The following is a 15893-nucleotide window of genomic DNA, read 5'->3' as shown; positions in this document are numbered from 1 at the left end:
GGCGTGGCTTACGACCTCCTGGCATCAGGTGCTTTAAGGTCGAACAACAGCTCATGGGTTGCGCGATCAAAATGCTCGATAAGGAAATCCAGCAATACACGCACGCGGGGAACCCGGTAACGACTGCCGTGTAATAACGCGTAGACGCCGGCCTCTCGGACACAAAAGTCAGGCAACAGGACTTTCAGTCGCCCCGCACGGATATCGGCTGCGGCATCCCAAATGGTCTTACGTGCGATGCCATGCCCGGCCAATGCCCACGCGCGCGCGAGTGCGCCATCATTTGTTTCCCATGCCTGGCTCATGGGTACGGTGTGGTTCCATTCCTGCCCGTCCACCACAAAGTGAAAGGTGTTCAATGGGCCTGCGGAAGTCACCAGCACGATGAACTTGTGGTCAACCAAGTCAGCAGGAGTCTGGGGTTCACCGTATCGCGCCAGATAGTCAGGCGAAGCGCACAGTACTCGCCAGTTGGGCGCCAACTGCCTGGCGATCATCGAGCTTTCATGGGGCTGTCCAAACCGGATTGCCAGATCGACATCGTCCTGCACCAGGTTCGACACCGAATCCGACAACGTCAGCGCGATGTACAGTTCTGGGTGCAATGAACTGAATGCCTCAAGCCAGTCATTCAAAAGATTGCGGCCAAAATCGGCAGACGCGGATATCCGTACCTTGCCACGCACCTCTGTTTGACTGGCTTGAAGCCCCGCTTCCGCTTCATCGATAGCCCGCAATGCAACCCAGCACTGTTGCAAATAAAACCGACCTTCTTCCGTGAGGCGCAACTGACGCGTTGTGCGATCAAACAACTTGGTGCGCAGCGCCGCCTCAAGCTTGATAATACGCGCGCTGGCCGCGGCTGGCGACAGCGCCAGTTTGCGTCCTGCGGCAGACAAGCTGCCGAGTGCCGCCGCCTCGACAAACAAACGCATATCACCCAATCGGTCAGTGGCCATATTCAATTCAAATTTGATAGTTCATCAAATGGTAGGCCAATTATCAAATCAGTGGCAATTCATCACACTCATGCCTCCCCTCCCGTTGAGCACAGGTCATGACCGGCAAATCACACTTTGAAAATGGCTCTTTCACGACTTCAGGTAATACCGAATACCTCACTACCGGGGGTCTCCCACTGGGGGCCCTGTTGGCGCTGACAATGGGTAGCTTTATCGCCACCGCCAACGAAACGGTACCAGCAGGACTGTTGCCGCAAATCGCCGAGGCATTTGGTGTGTCGCAAGCGTGGGCCGGCCAGATGGTGACACTCTGTGCACTGGGCTCAGGGTTGGCGGCTATTCCCTTGACGCTCGCGTTGCAGGGTTGGCGTCGGCGCTGGGTGCTATTACTGGCCGTCGGGGTGTTTTGCGCCTGTAATGCGGTGACCGCCCTGTCGCCCTGGTTTTCATTGACGCTGGCTGCTCGCTTCATGGTGGGTATTGCAACCGGTCTGGCCTGGAGCCTGCTGGCCGGCTACGCCAGACGGTTGGTCATCCCACAACTGCACGGTCGCGCTATGGCGCTGGCCATGCTCGGCATCCCTTTGGCACTTGCCCTGGGCGTACCGCTGGGTGCCTGGCTCGGCAAGCTGCTGGGATGGCGTTGCGTATTCGGCACGCTCTCAGGATTCAGCCTTTTGCTGATGGCCTGGATATATCTGAAAGTGCCTGATTATCCCGGACAACGCTCCGATCAACGCCTGCCGCTACGCAAGGTCTTGCAAACCCCGGGCGTGCGGCCCGTGCTGGCGGTGGTCATGCTCTGGATCCTGGCCCATTACACCCTCTATACCTATATTGCTGCGTTCCTGGCTTCTGTTGGATTGGCCGATCAGGTAGATCGGGGCCTCCTTTTATTCGGTATGGCAGCCTTGTTCGGTCTATGGATGATCGGCACGCTGATTGATGGCAGGCTTCGGAGCCTGGTATTGCTCAGCCTGACAGCATTCACCCTGGTTGCGTTTACCCTTGGGTTGGGTGGCCTGCCCGCGAGTGCGATCTATATCAGCATCGTCTTATGGGGGATGAGCTTCGGTGGTGCGCCAACCTTATTGCAAACTGCCTTGGCCGATGTTGCCGGTGACGGCGCGGATATTGCGCAATCAATGCTGGTCACCGTCTTTAACCTGGCGTTTGCAGGCAGTGGTGTGATCGGCGGCGTTCTCTTGGAAACCTGGGGAGCAAGCGCTATTCCCTGGGTAACGTTGGCGTTGCTGCTGCCGGGGCTGCTGATTGTCTCGATAGCCAAGAGGCATGCTTTCAGGCGTTAACTATTGCTGAAGCGTTGAGGATTTACCCAGGTAGGCAGAGATGGCCATTGAGGTTTCATTTGATTTGGCCTCGATGCTCACCTTGGTTTGAGGGCGATCCCTTCAATGAACTCCCGCGCTTACCCTCGTGATGACTGCACGTGAACGGTTTCTGCCGATTAAGGCGGTTGGCCATGGGGCGATTTCTGCACGCTGTGAAAGGCTGCCTTCCGGCCAAGAGCTGCCACTCAGCTCGCCGTTCAGACCGTTCTACACGTTAACCAGGCCCCCCAGAACAGACTGCTGAAAAAACGGGTAGCGTCCCCAAAACCTGCATCATGCAAAAGCTTCTGAACAGCCACTTCAGAATGTGGAGGGTCAGCGCCTTGAAGAATTTTCCCAAGTTTGACTTTCACTTCATCCGGACTGGCTCCGTGCTGCCGCCAACGTTGCCCCCAGGCGGCGAGGAGCAACGGCTGGCTGGCATAGGCATATTGATTGCCGGCGACAATCAGCGGAGCCCCCGGTTTCAGACGAGCCCGAACGGATCGCAGAATGTCTCCCTTGGCATCATCCCCATCGAGATGATGGAGTACACCGATCAACGTGGCTGCGTCGTAGGACTCATCTGCGACCAAGTCTTCAACGTGCCCAAGGTGCACGTCCGTTCTTTCAAGCATGTTGTTGACGGCTAACTGCTGTTTCGCGGTTTCCAGCATCGATTCAGATGGATCAACGGCGGTGAAGCGCCAGCCTGGCTCAAGCCTGGCCATCGCGATGATCTCCTGCGCCGTACCGCCAGCGCCGACTACCAGTATTTTTGCCGAGCGCCTATTTCCAAGGCTTGCCGCGAGCATGCACGCCACCAGGTCCTGACAGGCGTCATAACCTGCCAGCGCGATACGGCTCTGTCGTCCGTATTCACTAGCCCGAACATGATCAAACTTTTCAACTGAGTTAATGGGTGATTTCAAGGCGGTTCTCCCTGTCCTTGAATCAACCTAGGCCATAAAGAGCGATAATAAAAATTCATTAATTTTATGAGCTACATTCCCACAAGGAATGCCAGCGCGCTCAGGTATCGTCCAAGCGACGGTCAGCCAAGGGGCGGAGCAGTCGTTCGCGACAGGTAACAATCGGCCAAAAGCGGTCATCACGGCCCTACAAAAACTGGAACGACTCGCTGCACCGAACACTGTTTTTAGAAATAGAGAAATTCGAGAGCGGAGAATGGGGCGTGCAGCGGGTGATCCTCGCCCGGAATTTGCCGGGAACTCTGCGCAATCGGGAGCTGGCGCAGCCAGCCAGGGAGATTGCCATCGAAACCGGCCTGGAGCACCGCCCGAAGTCGGATGGGCTGCGCGTGGCCGGCATCTACTGGCGTCGCGTCATGCTCGGCCAGTAGGCGTGGGGTTCTCGCTGGTGTGGTGGAAGCCGGCGATCGGGCAACGGTTAGGGCAGCAGCTCGCCGAAACGGTGCGCGGCAGCAGAGTTTCATCGAAAATCGGACGCCAGCGGGGACCATCAGTGAGATGAGTTTCCATCCTTTGAGAGCAGTTCTCTTGCCATCTCGATTGCCTGCTCACGTGAAGCAGCAAGAAGCAGAGGGTAACCCCAGAACTTGGCAAAAACGACCGCAAATGCCTTGTAACCCAGACGTTTTGCGGAGTGGGTTTCAACCAGGATCATTGCCAGAACCAACTTTCGCAATTCAACCTTGTGCTTTTTCATCCAAAGCGCGGTGCGCTTCTTTTCTTCCGGCGAGTGCTCATGGTCTTCTGCAGGTACGGTATCGGTCAAAAGTACGAAGGGTTCCCCGCGCTGCAAATTGGCCTCGAATTCGTCGAAGTCCTTCTGGTGATCATGTCCGGGTTCTTGCGTAAGGTTCATCCAGACCAATGGGAAGTCAGAACTATTCATCGACATGGCCGTTTCCTTTGCTTTTGATGCAACGCCAGGTGGCCGCAATGGCGAATACACCGGGTAACGTAATGAAGAACGCTGCCGAAAAGGCAACGTGCCAACCGTCGCGCAACCCGTCGGAGATTCCCCCGAGGGTATTCAGGACGACAAGCAGACTGCCGAGGACCAGGGCAACCCCCTGAGCCTTACGCGTTCCGATCAGTGCGAGAAGCACCGTCACGATCCAAGACCCATAGAATGCCGAAAACATCCAAAGCACACCGGGCTCAAAAGTAATCGCCGGTGTCGCTCCGTGCGCTCTCACAAAGTCGTTTACGTAGAAAAATAACTGGAAGGTGACAAAAAGTACGGCACCAGCGGCTGTCGTCAACCAGAACAAGGCCACTTTGTTTGGGTTGTTCATGGCCGGGTCTTGGGCGGGTTGTAGAGTAGATTGAAGGGACATAGGAGCTTTCTCGATAATCAATGGCTGTTGTATGTCTGGGGATTTCTAACGGCTGAAGCGTTCGCCTGCGGTAAATCAATACCTATAGTCCAGCGTCACCATCAAGTTGCGCGGTGCGCCGTAACCTACGGTGTCAAAATCGCCCTTCTGCAACGCGTACTTCTTATCGAACACGTTGTTGACGTTGACTGCCGCGGTGATCTTCTTCGTGATGGCGTAGCGCCCTAAAAGTGATACCAGGGCATATGAACCCTGTTCCCCGCCCAGCGAACTGGTGCCGGTGTTGGGTGCCTGGTAGAAGCGGCTTTGCCATTTGACGCCTGCGCCTAGCGTCAACTTGCTCCACCCTCCGGGCAATTGGTAGGTGCTGAAGAGCTGGGCCGTGGTGCGCGGTATTTGTGAATTCAAGCGGACGCCATTGCCATCTTGCGCAGTGAAATGGGCGATACCCGCATAGATGTTCCAACCACGCGCCAGCTCGCCCTGCAAGTCCAACTCGATCCCGCGCGACTTCGTCCCATCCGCGCCTATGTAGGCTTGCGCACCACCTGGTGTATAGGTACCTGCGACCATCTGTGCAGCGTTATCCAGCTCGGTATGGAACAAGGCTACCGACGCATTCAGACGCCCGTCCATGTAGGCGCCTTTAAGGCCGATTTCCTTGGTTTTTCCCTTTGACGGCGTGAGCACGTTGCCCTTGCTGTCGCGATAGTCGGTTTGCGGATTGAATATGCCCGTGTAGCTCACGTAGGCTGAATAGGTCTTGTCGATGTCGTAGACCAAGCCGGCATACGGGGTGAATTCACTGCTCTTCTTGTAGTGCAACGACGAGCCACCGACGACATCGTCGATTTCGTAGTTGCTGAAGCGGCCGCCGACAATGAGTTTCATAGGCTCGGCCAGCGAGAACCGGGCTGCGCTATAGACACCACTCTGCTTGATTCGAGTGCGGGTCGGTATCGAAGGCATGGCATCGAAGTTGGGGCGGGGATAGGCTGGGCTCAGTTCATAGACATTGACCGGCGTAAAGCCTGGATAAAACGGAGCGATATCCTCCTGGCTGGCGGTGCGGCGCGAACTCGTCGCCCCCACCACCAGGTCATGCTGGCGGCCAAGCAGTTCGAAGGGGCCGCTCGCCATCACGTCGAAGGTGTTTTGACGGCTGCGACCTTCGGACGCCAGTGCCACCGGAAGAGCCCCGTTGGGAAAGGAGCCCAGTCCCGTGGCGCGATCGGGGCGGCCGACCAGGCCGAGCAGTTCGGCATCGAATTCCGTGCGGTATTGATTAGCGACGGCCCGGAGATTCCAGCCGTTGTCAAAGCGGTGCTCGATCTCGGCAAACGCCGTCTTAAGGGTGTTGTCCCAATGGCTCCAGTTCTGCGCGTAGTTTTTGGAGCGTGAATACTCCGCCTGCGTGCCGTCGCTGAACCATAGCGGTAAACCACCCCAGGTCGAGCCCTTCGGCGTGATGTCCTGGTAGTCATAGCCCAGGCTCACCGTCGTGTCGGGTGTCAGATCTGCCTCGATGATGCCGTAGAACGCCTTCCTCTGTGGCTTGTACCCATCGATGTACGAGTTTCCTTCCTGGGACGTCCCGACCATGCGGGCGCGGATACGGCCATCCTCGGTCAACGGAGTCGATACGTCGGCCATTTCCCGGTGGGTATCCCAGCTCCCCGCTCCGAGCGAGGCGGACGCCGAGAATTCACGGGTCGGTCGTTTGCGCACCAGGTTGATGGCGGCCGAGGGATTGCCGGTGCCGGTCAGCAATCCGGAGCCGCCCCGCACTACCTCGATACGATCATAGAACGCGGTATCGATAGAACCGATGCCGCTTCCATTGACGATGTTGCCGAGGACGGTGGGTATGCCGTCGTACTGGACGTTGTTGATCAAGAAACCACGCGAGTAGAAACTCGTCCGCTCGCTGTCGGACTGGTATGAAGAGACGCCCGTGGTGTTCTCCAGCACGCCCTGAACCGAATTCAATTGCTGGTCGTCCATGCGCTGGCGGGTGATCACCGTCACCGACTGCGGTGTTTCCCGCAGCGACAGCGGCAGGTGCGTCGCCGCCGACGTCTGGCCCGTGGTGTAGGAGCCAGTACCTTCGGTGGTCGCCGTATCCATGGGGCCCGTTATGGTGATGGCCGGCAAGGCTATCTCGTCTTGAGACGTCCCCCCTGCCCTGGTTTGAATCTGCCGTGGCTCGGCGGCAAATGCGCCCTGCGCGCTAATGAGAACTGCCGCCGCAACTGCCGAGCCCAGCACGGTGCGGGGCGCGCTCCTGATTGCGCCCTTGTACGAACCATCCAGATGAGGATGGCCAGCGGGCTCTGCGCGCCTATCAATTGGCCAACGGGACTTCCCAACAGTTGCAATGATGAACATCAACAATACTCATTTGTATTTAGATGTTTCATTTAACAATAGGCACAGAGGGGAGTGATGGCGAAACCAGGCCAGATTGTTATTCAGTTAGGCCAAGCGTGATTTCATTTTGGCGTGCGGATGGTTTTCATTGAAGACCGGGGGTTGCGTGAGCACCTACAGTCGCTGGCATCCGAGGAGGGTTTTGTTCTCGACGAGGAGTTAGCTTTCACCATCACCACGACGTTGCAAAATGTCGGCAACTCCGCAAGGAAGGACCATCGGCGACGGAAGGCGGCCGGTGGTCCCGAGTCAAGATAGTCTGATGCATCAGGGAGAGATTTCATTGGGGAGCATGATGCCGGGCACGGAAGCGAGCTCTGCGCCGCCGATGCGATCCGATAGGTATCGTGCCGGAGGTTTGCCCACGGCCTTGCGGAACATGGTTATGAACCCGCTGGCGTTTTCGTACCCCAGCTCTATTGCCACCGTTTGCACGCTTTCACCCTTGGTCAAACGTTGAAGCGCAAGGATCACATGCAGTTGCCGACGCCAGCGCCCAAAGCTCATTCCAATTTCATGCAGCAAAAGACGGCTCATGCTTCGCTCGCTCATACCAATTCGAGTAGCCCAGTCGGCCTTCGACGTCTTGTCCGTGGGGTCGGCCAGCATCATTTCCACGAGGCGGCGTAATCGGGAATCACGCGGCATGGGCAGATGCAAGTCTTCCACGGGGGCCGCCACCAACTCATCGAGCAATGCGGCAATTAACCGGTCTTCTCGCCCCCCCTGCGCATATAACTCAGGAAAACCGGCCACCTTCAGTAGCAACTCACGTAGCAATGGCGATACCGAAATCGTGCAACAGGTTTTCGGAAGATCCGGTGCTGCGTCTGGCTCAACGAACAGGCAATAGCATTCCGTTTCACCCGCCCCCCGCGCCGCGTGAGGCAAGTCTCCCGGTATCCATATGGCGCACTGCGGCGGCACGATCCAGACACCGTCTTCAATTTCGCAGTTGAGGATGCCGCGTAGGGAATAGATCAGCTGCGCCTTGCGGTGCTGATGCCTCGCATTTTCCCAGTCCTTTGTTACCGATGTGGCACTCAAGGCCACGACGGGGCGCGAAATGCTGTCGACGTCCCAAGGCACAGTTAGATCGGTGATCGCAATGCTAGACATGTTGTCTTGTAGAGCCCTAATGGAAGATGTGGATTTGGCCTAAACGGAAAATACTATGACCAACTTGCTCAATCACATCTAGCATTTCTTCCGCTTGGGGGCTTGGCTCCTCTTGGAATATGTTCGCGGGGCCTGAAAGAGTTTCAGCGACAGTGACGGTCTATTGAAGGTGCTTAACCCGTTGCTGCTTTGTCAGTGGGTTGATTTGAGGTTTTTTGCTTGAGGCAGGCGCGCCTATCCTGTGGCGGGTGGCCCTTGAGGTGTAAGTTTGGCCATGTGGTCTTCACGATTGAACGAATAAAACAGCCTATCCTGCCCACTCCATAACTCTCCCATCATGCTGCGTACTCTCCCGCTGGCCGATGGGCAGATTTTGTCTCAGACCAATCAGGAGAGCTACTTTTGCAAAAGGACAGTTCAACCTCGGCCTGATGTAAAAAGCAATTCGCCGAGAGAAGTTTCGTGTGCCTTGATTCCCGAATGTGGATGAAGAAGACTCCATCCATTATCTGATGGTCGAACCAACGACCGAAGTTGTCGAAGTGGGATTACGTTTGAGCATGGGGCCGACGATGCAGGGAAAAACGTTCGAAATAGTGCGAATAGATCAAATCCACGAAATAGTTTCGCCAACCGTAGAGTCACTTTTACAGCCGTTAGGGTTCGAAGTTCAGGGCCCGCTGTCCTGGCTGCGTAGCGTCAATGCTCCCATTCGCCAACTCTTTCGCCTTGAGCAGCGCAAAGGCGGCGCGCTGGCGCCGTCATGGGCTCTGTCACTGGACTTCGTTCCCCATCTTTCCGGCAATGAAATCAAATGGCACAGGACGTCAAAATCAGCACGACCTGATCTGACTTTCGATGTGCGAGATCGAGCGTTTGATATCTCATACAGCTACGGACTTGATGTCATAGCAACCAGCGCTCCCAATATCCTCCGGGCTGCCATTCCAAAAGCTGAATCGTTTTGGAACGAGGCTCGTTCGATAGCCGACCTGCCTGGTGCTTTCGAGCGGGTCAAGCAGCATTTGTCGACGGGTGGCCTGGGTTTCTACAACTACATACAACATCCTCTTGCATACGCGTTTGTATTGGCCATGAACGGCAAGCCCGACACTGCCGAAGAAGAGTTTCAACGCTATTCACAGCGTCTTTCAGAGGCGGCTCGAAAAAAACTCCGCAAGCTATTCATTGATGCAGGCGGTCACCTTGGCTAAGCGAGTACGACTTTTTCAACAGCATCGGCCAAAAGCAGTCGGTCGAGGAGGATACAGAAAAGCCAGTTGCTCAAGCGTGTCGTTCGCCAGCGTGGACCCGCTTAGGCGCTGCGAGCCTAGCTAAAATATGCCCGCCGGCCGAAAACTGCGAAAGGTCGACGAACGTGTCTACAACTGTTCGCAGGCCCATTTTTAACAACTCGAGAGTTGAACCGTTAACGGGTTTGAATCTTTCATATAAGCCCCCTCTTTAGCGCTTGAGTCGTAAAGATATCGACAGACGCGCCGATACTTCAAAAGGACTCTCGGTCACTGCACACTGTTTTGGCGATGAGCAAGGAACACAACACATGTCTATTCGTCAGAACGCACTCAAAGCATCAGACGTGACCCTTTGCGGTATGGTGCTCCTGGCTGGGGTGGCCATTACGTTCTTGGTGCTGATACTGTTCTTAGGATCAGAGCAGCGTACAGTTAGCGTCGCTTTTCAACTTGAAATCGACGAAAGATTCAGTCGACTGCAGCGACGCTTTAATACTCAGGAATTGAAACTGGACGTGGTGAGGCGCTTCTTTGTCAACGCCGACGATGTCACTGAAAAGGAATTTATTGGGTTCGTTACGCCTCTCGTTGGAGAGGACGAAGCCTATAGCTGGGTACCCCGGATTCTCGAGAAGGATCTCCAAGCGTTTCGCGCTAAAGCGCTTCTCAACGGCACCAGTGACTTTTCATATCATGAAATCAATCCCGTCACCGGCGAAAGAGTCCCCCTCACCCGTCGGCCGGAACACTGGATATTGCTCTATTTATTGAAGCGCGATGACGTAACGATCATACCTGGCATGGACGTCATGAGTCGTCCGGGGCGCCAGGCCTTGATGAGCAAGGCACGAGAAACACGTCAAATAGTGGTGTCGGAACCGTTGAAAATGACCAATGGACAGGCGGGAATTTTCTTTGTCGCACCTGTATTCCAGGAGTCCTCTGAGGTTCCATTGAACGATGATGATTTGCAGGGTTTCGTGGTCTCCACCGTACGCCTGGCTTCTTTGATGGAACAAGGGATTCCGTTGCCAAGTCTGCAACGACTGAACGTGACGCTTTCATTAATCGACCCGCAGCATCAAGGGGAAATCATCTATCAGAGTGAGGTCACCGCTGCCCCTTCAGCGCTTTATGCGCAGCGACTGCTGAAAGTTGCCGACCAAAATTACTTAGTCCAGTTCAGACCCAGCTCAACCTTTCTAGTCGCCAACAGCTACACACTGTCTATCAGCCTGTTTTTTGTGTTCGGAATGGGGTTGACGCTGCTATTGACCTTGATGGTGTACTTACTGATTACGCAGCGCGCCCGTGCGCTCTCGCTGGTTGATGAGCGCACGCGCGACTTGCATTTATTGAACATTACCGATCACCTGACCGGTGTCTACAACCGCCGACACTTCGAAGAGTTGATGGAGCGCCTGCTCGTCGAGGCTATCGCGCAACACCGTCCTCTGTCGCTGATCACGTTTGACGTCGATCACTTCAAACAAATTAACGACCGCTGGGGCCATCAGTGTGGTGATAACGTTCTGAAGTCGTTATGCACACAAATATGTTCAGCTACGCGCAAAACCGATCTGCTGTGCAGAACCGGCGGAGAAGAATTTGCTCTGATTTGCCCGGATACTGAGCTGAACGATACAAGGCTGCTCGCAGAAAAGCTTCGCACCCTGATAAGTACCGTGCCATTTGAAGATATTGGACAGGTGACTTGTAGCTTCGGTGTTGCAACATGGATTCCATTAGAATCGTTTGACTCCTTCATTCGGCGGGCCGATACCGCGATGTACAGTGCTAAATCAAATGGTAGAGATCAAGTCCAACTTGCAGATATGAATTAGATGGGCTACCCGGATGTCACTGCGCAAAAGCCGAAACTCAGCAGAAAAGGAACGGTGTTGTTTGGTCATCTGACACCTCGATCTGGCGAGCATTTTCGCCTAAATGGGTGTCCGGTTTCATTAGACCACTACCGTCGACGGGTGGCCTGGGTTTCTACAACTACATACAACATCCTCTTGCATACGCGTTTGTATTGGCCATGAACGGCAAGCCCGACACAGCCGAAGAAGAGTTTCAACGCTATTCACAGCGTCCTTCAGAGGCGGCTCGAAAAAAACTCCGCAAGCTATTCATTGATGCAGGCGGTCACCTTGGCTAAGCGAGTACAACTTTTTCAACAGCATCAGCGGACATTCGTCTTCAGCATCTCGACGCCAGAATTAAAATGTTTGCCCGAGCCAAGTGCGACTTCCTCAGGAGTCATAAACCTATACCGCGTGACGCGACCCCTTCGACTATCTACACTGCCGCAGACATCAAAACCTTTGGCGCGACCGGGGCAGCACGCATGGACCTTCAACATCGCAACAACGTAAAAGTAATGGGCGATGGTCCTTCAACGCTGATCTTTTCCCATGGTTTCGGCTGCGATCAGTCCATGTGGCGTTATCTCGCCGAAGGTTTCACCGATCGCTTTACAGTTGTCCTGTATGACCTCGTCGGAGCGGGTGAGTCGGACCTCGAAGCCTATGATCGGGAAAAGTACAACTCACTGGCCGGGTACGCCCGGGACCTGAATGAAATCATCGACCATTACGCCCGTGGGCCGGTGATCGTTGTCGGCCATTCCGTCAGCAGCATGATCGGTACCCTGGCTGACCGCCAAGCGCCCGGAAGCATTGCTGCCCATATAATGATCGGCCCTTCACCCTGCTATATCGACACCGACGACTATGTCGGTGGTTTCAAGCTGGAGGACATCCACTCGCTGCTCGACATACTCGACAGCAACTACCTTGGCTGGTCCAGCACCATGGCCCCGGTGATCATGGGCACACCAGGGCAACCGGCACTGAGCGAAGAGCTGACGAACAGCTTTTGCCGCACCGAGCCCGATATCGCCAAGCAATTTGCACGAGTGACGTTCATGTCCGACAACCGCCAGGACATCGTCGGGCTGGCGACACCCACGCTGATCCTGCAATCCACCGACGACCTGATCGCCCCCTCGCCGTGGGTGACTACCTGCACGCTGTGCTGCCCAACAGTACGCTCTGCCTGGTGGCCAACGTCGGCCATTGCCCACACATGAGCGCGCCCAGTGCATGCTCCGAAGCTATGGAGAACTTCCTGTCACCCTGGATAGGCGAACATGGCAACTGACCAGCCGTTGCTACCCGATAATCAGATGCTGTTCGATGAAGCCCCCTGCGGCTTGGTGGTAACGAAGGAAGACGGCACGATTCTTCGCAGCAACCAGACGTTTAGCCATTCGATCGGCCTGGACGCCCAGGCACTCATCGGGCGGCGTTTTCAGGACCTGCTGACCATGGGCGGGCGCATCTTCCATCAAACGCATTGGTCGCCGCTGATGCAGATGCAAGGATCCGTCGCCGAAGTAAAACTCGATCTGGTTCACCATGACAAACACATCGTGACCATGTTGCTCAACGGCGTCCGACGCGAGCACGCCAGCGGTGCGTTTTATGAGCTGGCGCTCTTTGGCACCAAAGATCGCGACAAGTACGAGCGCGAGTTGCTCAACGCACGAAAAGTCGCCGAAGACCTGCTGCGCGAAAAAACCGCCGCCGAATCGGCCCTCAGGCAGGCCCAAGCCGAGCTTAAAAGCGCCTATGAAGAGGCACAGCTTCGCGCCTCGTTCGCCGAACAAATGGTAGCCATCGTCAGTCACGATCTGAAAAATCCGCTGACGGCTATCAAAATGGCCTCTGGCATCCTTGCCCGAGAAGAACGCACCACTCGAGAAAGCAAAATGCTGGGCCACATCAGCCAGTCGGTAAACCGTGCCGAACGCATGATTGCCGACCTGCTGGACCTGGCATTGGCCAGGGTTGGGCAAGGCATCACGCTTAGCCCTTCAACCGTGGATTTGCACGCCTTCGTTGGCGCCAGCGTAGATGAATTGCGTATGACATTCCCCGAAGCCACGTTGGTGCATCAGACTGTGGGGACAGGCAACGCCTGGCTGGATGCGGACCGGGTGCAGCAAATCATTGGCAATCTGGTGGCTAACAGCGTGGCTTATGGTGATTTACAACAGCCGATCACGATCACTTCACGCGTTGAACAGGATCACGCCGTTGTATCGGTAAAAAACCAGGGGCCGGTTATTCCCGACTCGCTGATGGGCGTTTTGTTTGAGCCAATGATTCGGGGAGGAAATACCGGCACCGATTCGCGCAGCGTGGGGCTTGGACTCTTTATCGTTCGAGAGATCGTCAGGGCGCATAACGGTGTCGTATCGGTGAATTCAACGCCAGAGAGTGGCACTACCTTTACCGCGAAATTTCCGATGGTTTGATACAGCTCATCCGCCTCAATTTCTTCCCGTATCGCCGTTACCTTTAACGGGTGGTTTTCTGCACGTAGCGACGGGCAGAAAACGGCCAAGAGCTGACTGTCGGAACCGGCTGAAATAGCCCCAGAGCGGTCATCTCCGCGTTCCAGTATTATCATGCCGATCTTCGGACTGTTTATTGGTAGGTTGATCCATGGCCAGAAGCGTTAGGCTTCAAAAAAAACTGCATACACGGCATCTGATGGAGACAGCTGAAGAGGTGGTACTTGATGACAGCCTTGTTGGAAAGCTATGGACGCTCAATCAAGGTGACAGATTTGAGTTGAATTCAGCTTCTCTCAGTTCTGCAGCCGTTCAAAAGTACCGCTTGGAATACGTGATAACGAGAGGCCCTGTTCCTGGGCACTGGCTGTACACAAAATTTGACCCCGAGGAACTTGTATTATTTTTTACGGCAAAAGACTTTGACGGCATTTGCCATGGCTGGACTCTGTTTGACGAGTGACAACCTCAGCTTTAGCTCTCTGAGAGGCTGCTCTGGGTCGAGAGCGGTCGGTCGTGAGAGGCAGCATTCGGCCAAGAGCCGCCAGTCGACTTCCCTTAAATAAGCGCTAAGTAGGGTAAATTTCGCGATGAAAAGCTGGATAGCTAATACGAAAATTAATGCGCTGTTAGGGGCTAGCTCTCCAAAACCTGATGGCGTGAAGGTTAGGCGGATCCTTATAGAATACTGCGACAGGTATCAAAAGATTTACCCTTTTGAAATCTTGGAACAACCACTCGAATTTCTCAAAAGTGGTGTAAATTCAGATAGTAAACATGGCGAGATGCGAGCACTGCTTATGGTTGCCGCTGAAGAGTACTGCATCAGTTTAAACGAGATAGCCGATGCACTTCTTGACCTGATAGACATTCCTGTCCTTACTACGGACCAAGCGAAGAAGATTATCAATCACGTTTTCGAAGCTTATTCTTGCAATGAAAGCCCCGAAGATTTCATTCAAAGAGAAGATGCCTATTTGTGCAAAAATCTATTTGAGATTACCTCCAGCTAGCAAGTGCCTGGAACCTCTAGCCTTGCTCACAATGACGGCCCGATTGGCGTGACTAGATACTCGTCTCGGGACATTTTTGGGGCTTTGATGACTGGCCGCTTATGGCCGATCTCTGCCTGTCGCAAGGGCCGTAATAGAGAGCGGGTGCCCAGACATTCAAACCATACGAGTAGATAATCGACTGCTACTTCAGCCATTTTCAGTGCGTATGAACAACGAATCTTCCCAACGCGAATCTACCGGCAGTGCAGCATATAACCTTGCGCAGGCCCACGGTGCCCGGCCCATGTCCGTTGATGGTTATCATCAAACGGTAGAACTGTGCGGTCGCGTCGCCTGCGGCTGGCTGTTCCGCTACAGGATCATTTGCAGCCTGGACATCCCAGCGCATGACCAAGAGTCATTCGCTGGCGCTGTAGGTTGCTTGGTTGCTGACGACGGAGAGATATGTGATCTCTCAGGTCCGATGTTCATGGACATGCTTCATATGCTGGCATAGCTCGCGGAACCACCTTGACCGAACTCTGACGTTCACTATGTATGGGTGGGAGTCGACCCAGAGCTGCCGGTGGCGACAGGCAGTCATCGGCCGATTCTGTTGAAAAAGTCGGCTTTTTCAGAACACAGCAGGATGGGCCCGTGAAAGCGCCTCTTCAGCACGTTTCTACGTGAAATCTCAGCCTGAAAGCTCTGCGGACATTCAAGATTTCAAACTCCGACGCGTACTTTGATGCCTCAAAAACTGCCGCCGACTTTTTCAACAGAATCGGCCAAAAGCAGTCACTCCGAATGCCTACGAAGTCAGGGGCGATTCAGGTGCCGCCGAAACATAAAAACTGTATGCCCGATAGTCACATCCCCCATGGAACCTTCCCAAAAAATGATGTCAATTTGATAGCTCGTTACAACAACAAGATCATCTTGGATCAGTCAGCGTCAGGCTATTTCCTGACACCTTATGGAGAGAGTGATGAGAGCTATCATTGCGATGTTATTGATGTTGAGTACCTACGCCCATGCTGGTTGCGGCAACATCAATGACAGCGATCAACGCGCTTATTGCGAAGCCAGAACCAATGGCCAAAGCTGC

General features: G+C 54.7%; 12 protein-coding genes and 2 pseudogenes. 8 read left to right on the top strand and 6 right to left on the bottom strand.

Annotated elements, in window-relative coordinates:
• Positions 1 to 8: 8 nt before the first annotated feature.
• Positions 9 to 959, bottom strand: a complete 951-nt coding sequence (locus AC1Q6I_RS20550) for a LysR family transcriptional regulator (protein WP_102624781.1) — start codon at positions 957 to 959, stop codon at positions 9 to 11.
• A 98-nt stretch (positions 960 to 1057) separates the two neighbouring features.
• Between AC1Q6I_RS20550 and AC1Q6I_RS20545 the strand changes: the two genes are divergently transcribed.
• On the top strand, positions 1058 to 2272 hold the full coding sequence (locus tag AC1Q6I_RS20545) for an MFS transporter (RefSeq protein ID WP_102624782.1): 1215 nt from the start codon (positions 1058 to 1060) through the stop codon (positions 2270 to 2272).
• A gap of 239 nt (positions 2273 to 2511) precedes the next feature.
• Here the strand turns inward: AC1Q6I_RS20545 and AC1Q6I_RS20540 are convergent, their stop codons facing one another.
• Positions 2512 to 3225 carry a class I SAM-dependent methyltransferase gene (locus AC1Q6I_RS20540; protein WP_102624783.1) on the bottom strand — a complete coding sequence of 238 codons (714 nt, stop codon included), beginning with the start codon at positions 3223 to 3225 and terminating at the stop codon, positions 2512 to 2514.
• A 266-nt stretch (positions 3226 to 3491) separates the two neighbouring features.
• Here AC1Q6I_RS20540 and AC1Q6I_RS20535 point away from each other — a divergent pair.
• Positions 3492 to 3787 (top strand): annotated as a pseudogene (locus tag AC1Q6I_RS20535) (DUF3363 domain-containing protein); the annotation flags it as partial.
• Here AC1Q6I_RS20535 and AC1Q6I_RS20530 read toward each other — a convergent pair.
• From AC1Q6I_RS20530 to AC1Q6I_RS20515, 4 genes are all read right to left on the bottom strand, one after another.
• Entirely contained in the window at positions 3776 to 4177 is a 402-nt protein-coding gene (locus tag AC1Q6I_RS20530) for a hypothetical protein (RefSeq protein WP_102624784.1), read from the bottom strand. The pseudogene AC1Q6I_RS20535 and the gene AC1Q6I_RS20530 overlap by 12 nt on opposite strands.
• Entirely contained in the window at positions 4164 to 4577 is a 414-nt protein-coding gene (locus AC1Q6I_RS20525; protein ID WP_041161173.1) for a hypothetical protein, read from the bottom strand. The genes AC1Q6I_RS20530 and AC1Q6I_RS20525 overlap by 14 nt, the downstream gene beginning before the upstream one ends.
• 117 nt (positions 4578 to 4694) lie before the next feature.
• A complete protein-coding gene (locus AC1Q6I_RS20520) occupies positions 4695 to 7007 on the bottom strand; it encodes a TonB-dependent siderophore receptor (protein ID WP_256581225.1) in 2313 nt (770 codons plus the stop codon).
• Positions 7008 to 7316: 309 nt separating this feature from the next.
• Complete coding sequence (locus AC1Q6I_RS20515; protein ID WP_102624786.1) at positions 7317 to 8168, bottom strand: AraC family transcriptional regulator; 852 nt, start codon at positions 8166 to 8168, stop codon at positions 7317 to 7319.
• 482 nt (positions 8169 to 8650) lie between these two features.
• Here AC1Q6I_RS20515 and AC1Q6I_RS20510 point away from each other — a divergent pair, with 482 nt between their 5' ends.
• The 6 genes and pseudogenes from AC1Q6I_RS20510 to AC1Q6I_RS20485 all read left to right on the top strand — a co-directional run bounded on the left by AC1Q6I_RS20510 (position 8651) and on the right by AC1Q6I_RS20485 (position 14803).
• Positions 8651 to 9382, top strand: a complete 732-nt coding sequence (locus tag AC1Q6I_RS20510) for a hypothetical protein (RefSeq protein ID WP_227496865.1) — start codon at positions 8651 to 8653, stop codon at positions 9380 to 9382.
• A 350-nt stretch (positions 9383 to 9732) separates the two neighbouring features.
• Positions 9733 to 11268 carry a diguanylate cyclase gene (locus AC1Q6I_RS20505; protein ID WP_102624787.1) on the top strand — a complete coding sequence of 512 codons (1536 nt, stop codon included), beginning with the start codon at positions 9733 to 9735 and terminating at the stop codon, positions 11266 to 11268.
• 509 nt (positions 11269 to 11777) lie between these two features.
• Positions 11778 to 12592: pseudogene (locus tag AC1Q6I_RS20500) on the top strand (alpha/beta fold hydrolase).
• Positions 12582 to 13751 (top strand): PAS domain-containing sensor histidine kinase, encoded by a 1170-nt coding sequence (locus tag AC1Q6I_RS20495; RefSeq protein ID WP_102624788.1) that lies wholly within the window; start codon positions 12582 to 12584, stop codon positions 13749 to 13751. The pseudogene AC1Q6I_RS20500 and the gene AC1Q6I_RS20495 overlap by 11 nt, the downstream one beginning before the upstream one ends.
• Positions 13752 to 13941: 190 nt before the next feature.
• Complete coding sequence (locus AC1Q6I_RS20490) at positions 13942 to 14253, top strand: hypothetical protein (protein ID WP_102624789.1); 312 nt, start codon at positions 13942 to 13944, stop codon at positions 14251 to 14253.
• A 127-nt stretch (positions 14254 to 14380) separates the two neighbouring features.
• Entirely contained in the window at positions 14381 to 14803 is a 423-nt protein-coding gene (locus AC1Q6I_RS20485) for a hypothetical protein (RefSeq protein ID WP_102624790.1), read from the top strand.
• Positions 14804 to 15893: the final 1090 nt, after the last annotated feature.

It is taken from the genome of Pseudomonas sp. MPR-R2A5 (assembly GCF_058793055.1).
Note: the sequence above shows the minus strand (reverse complement) of the source record. Positions and strands in the feature narration are given on the sequence as shown.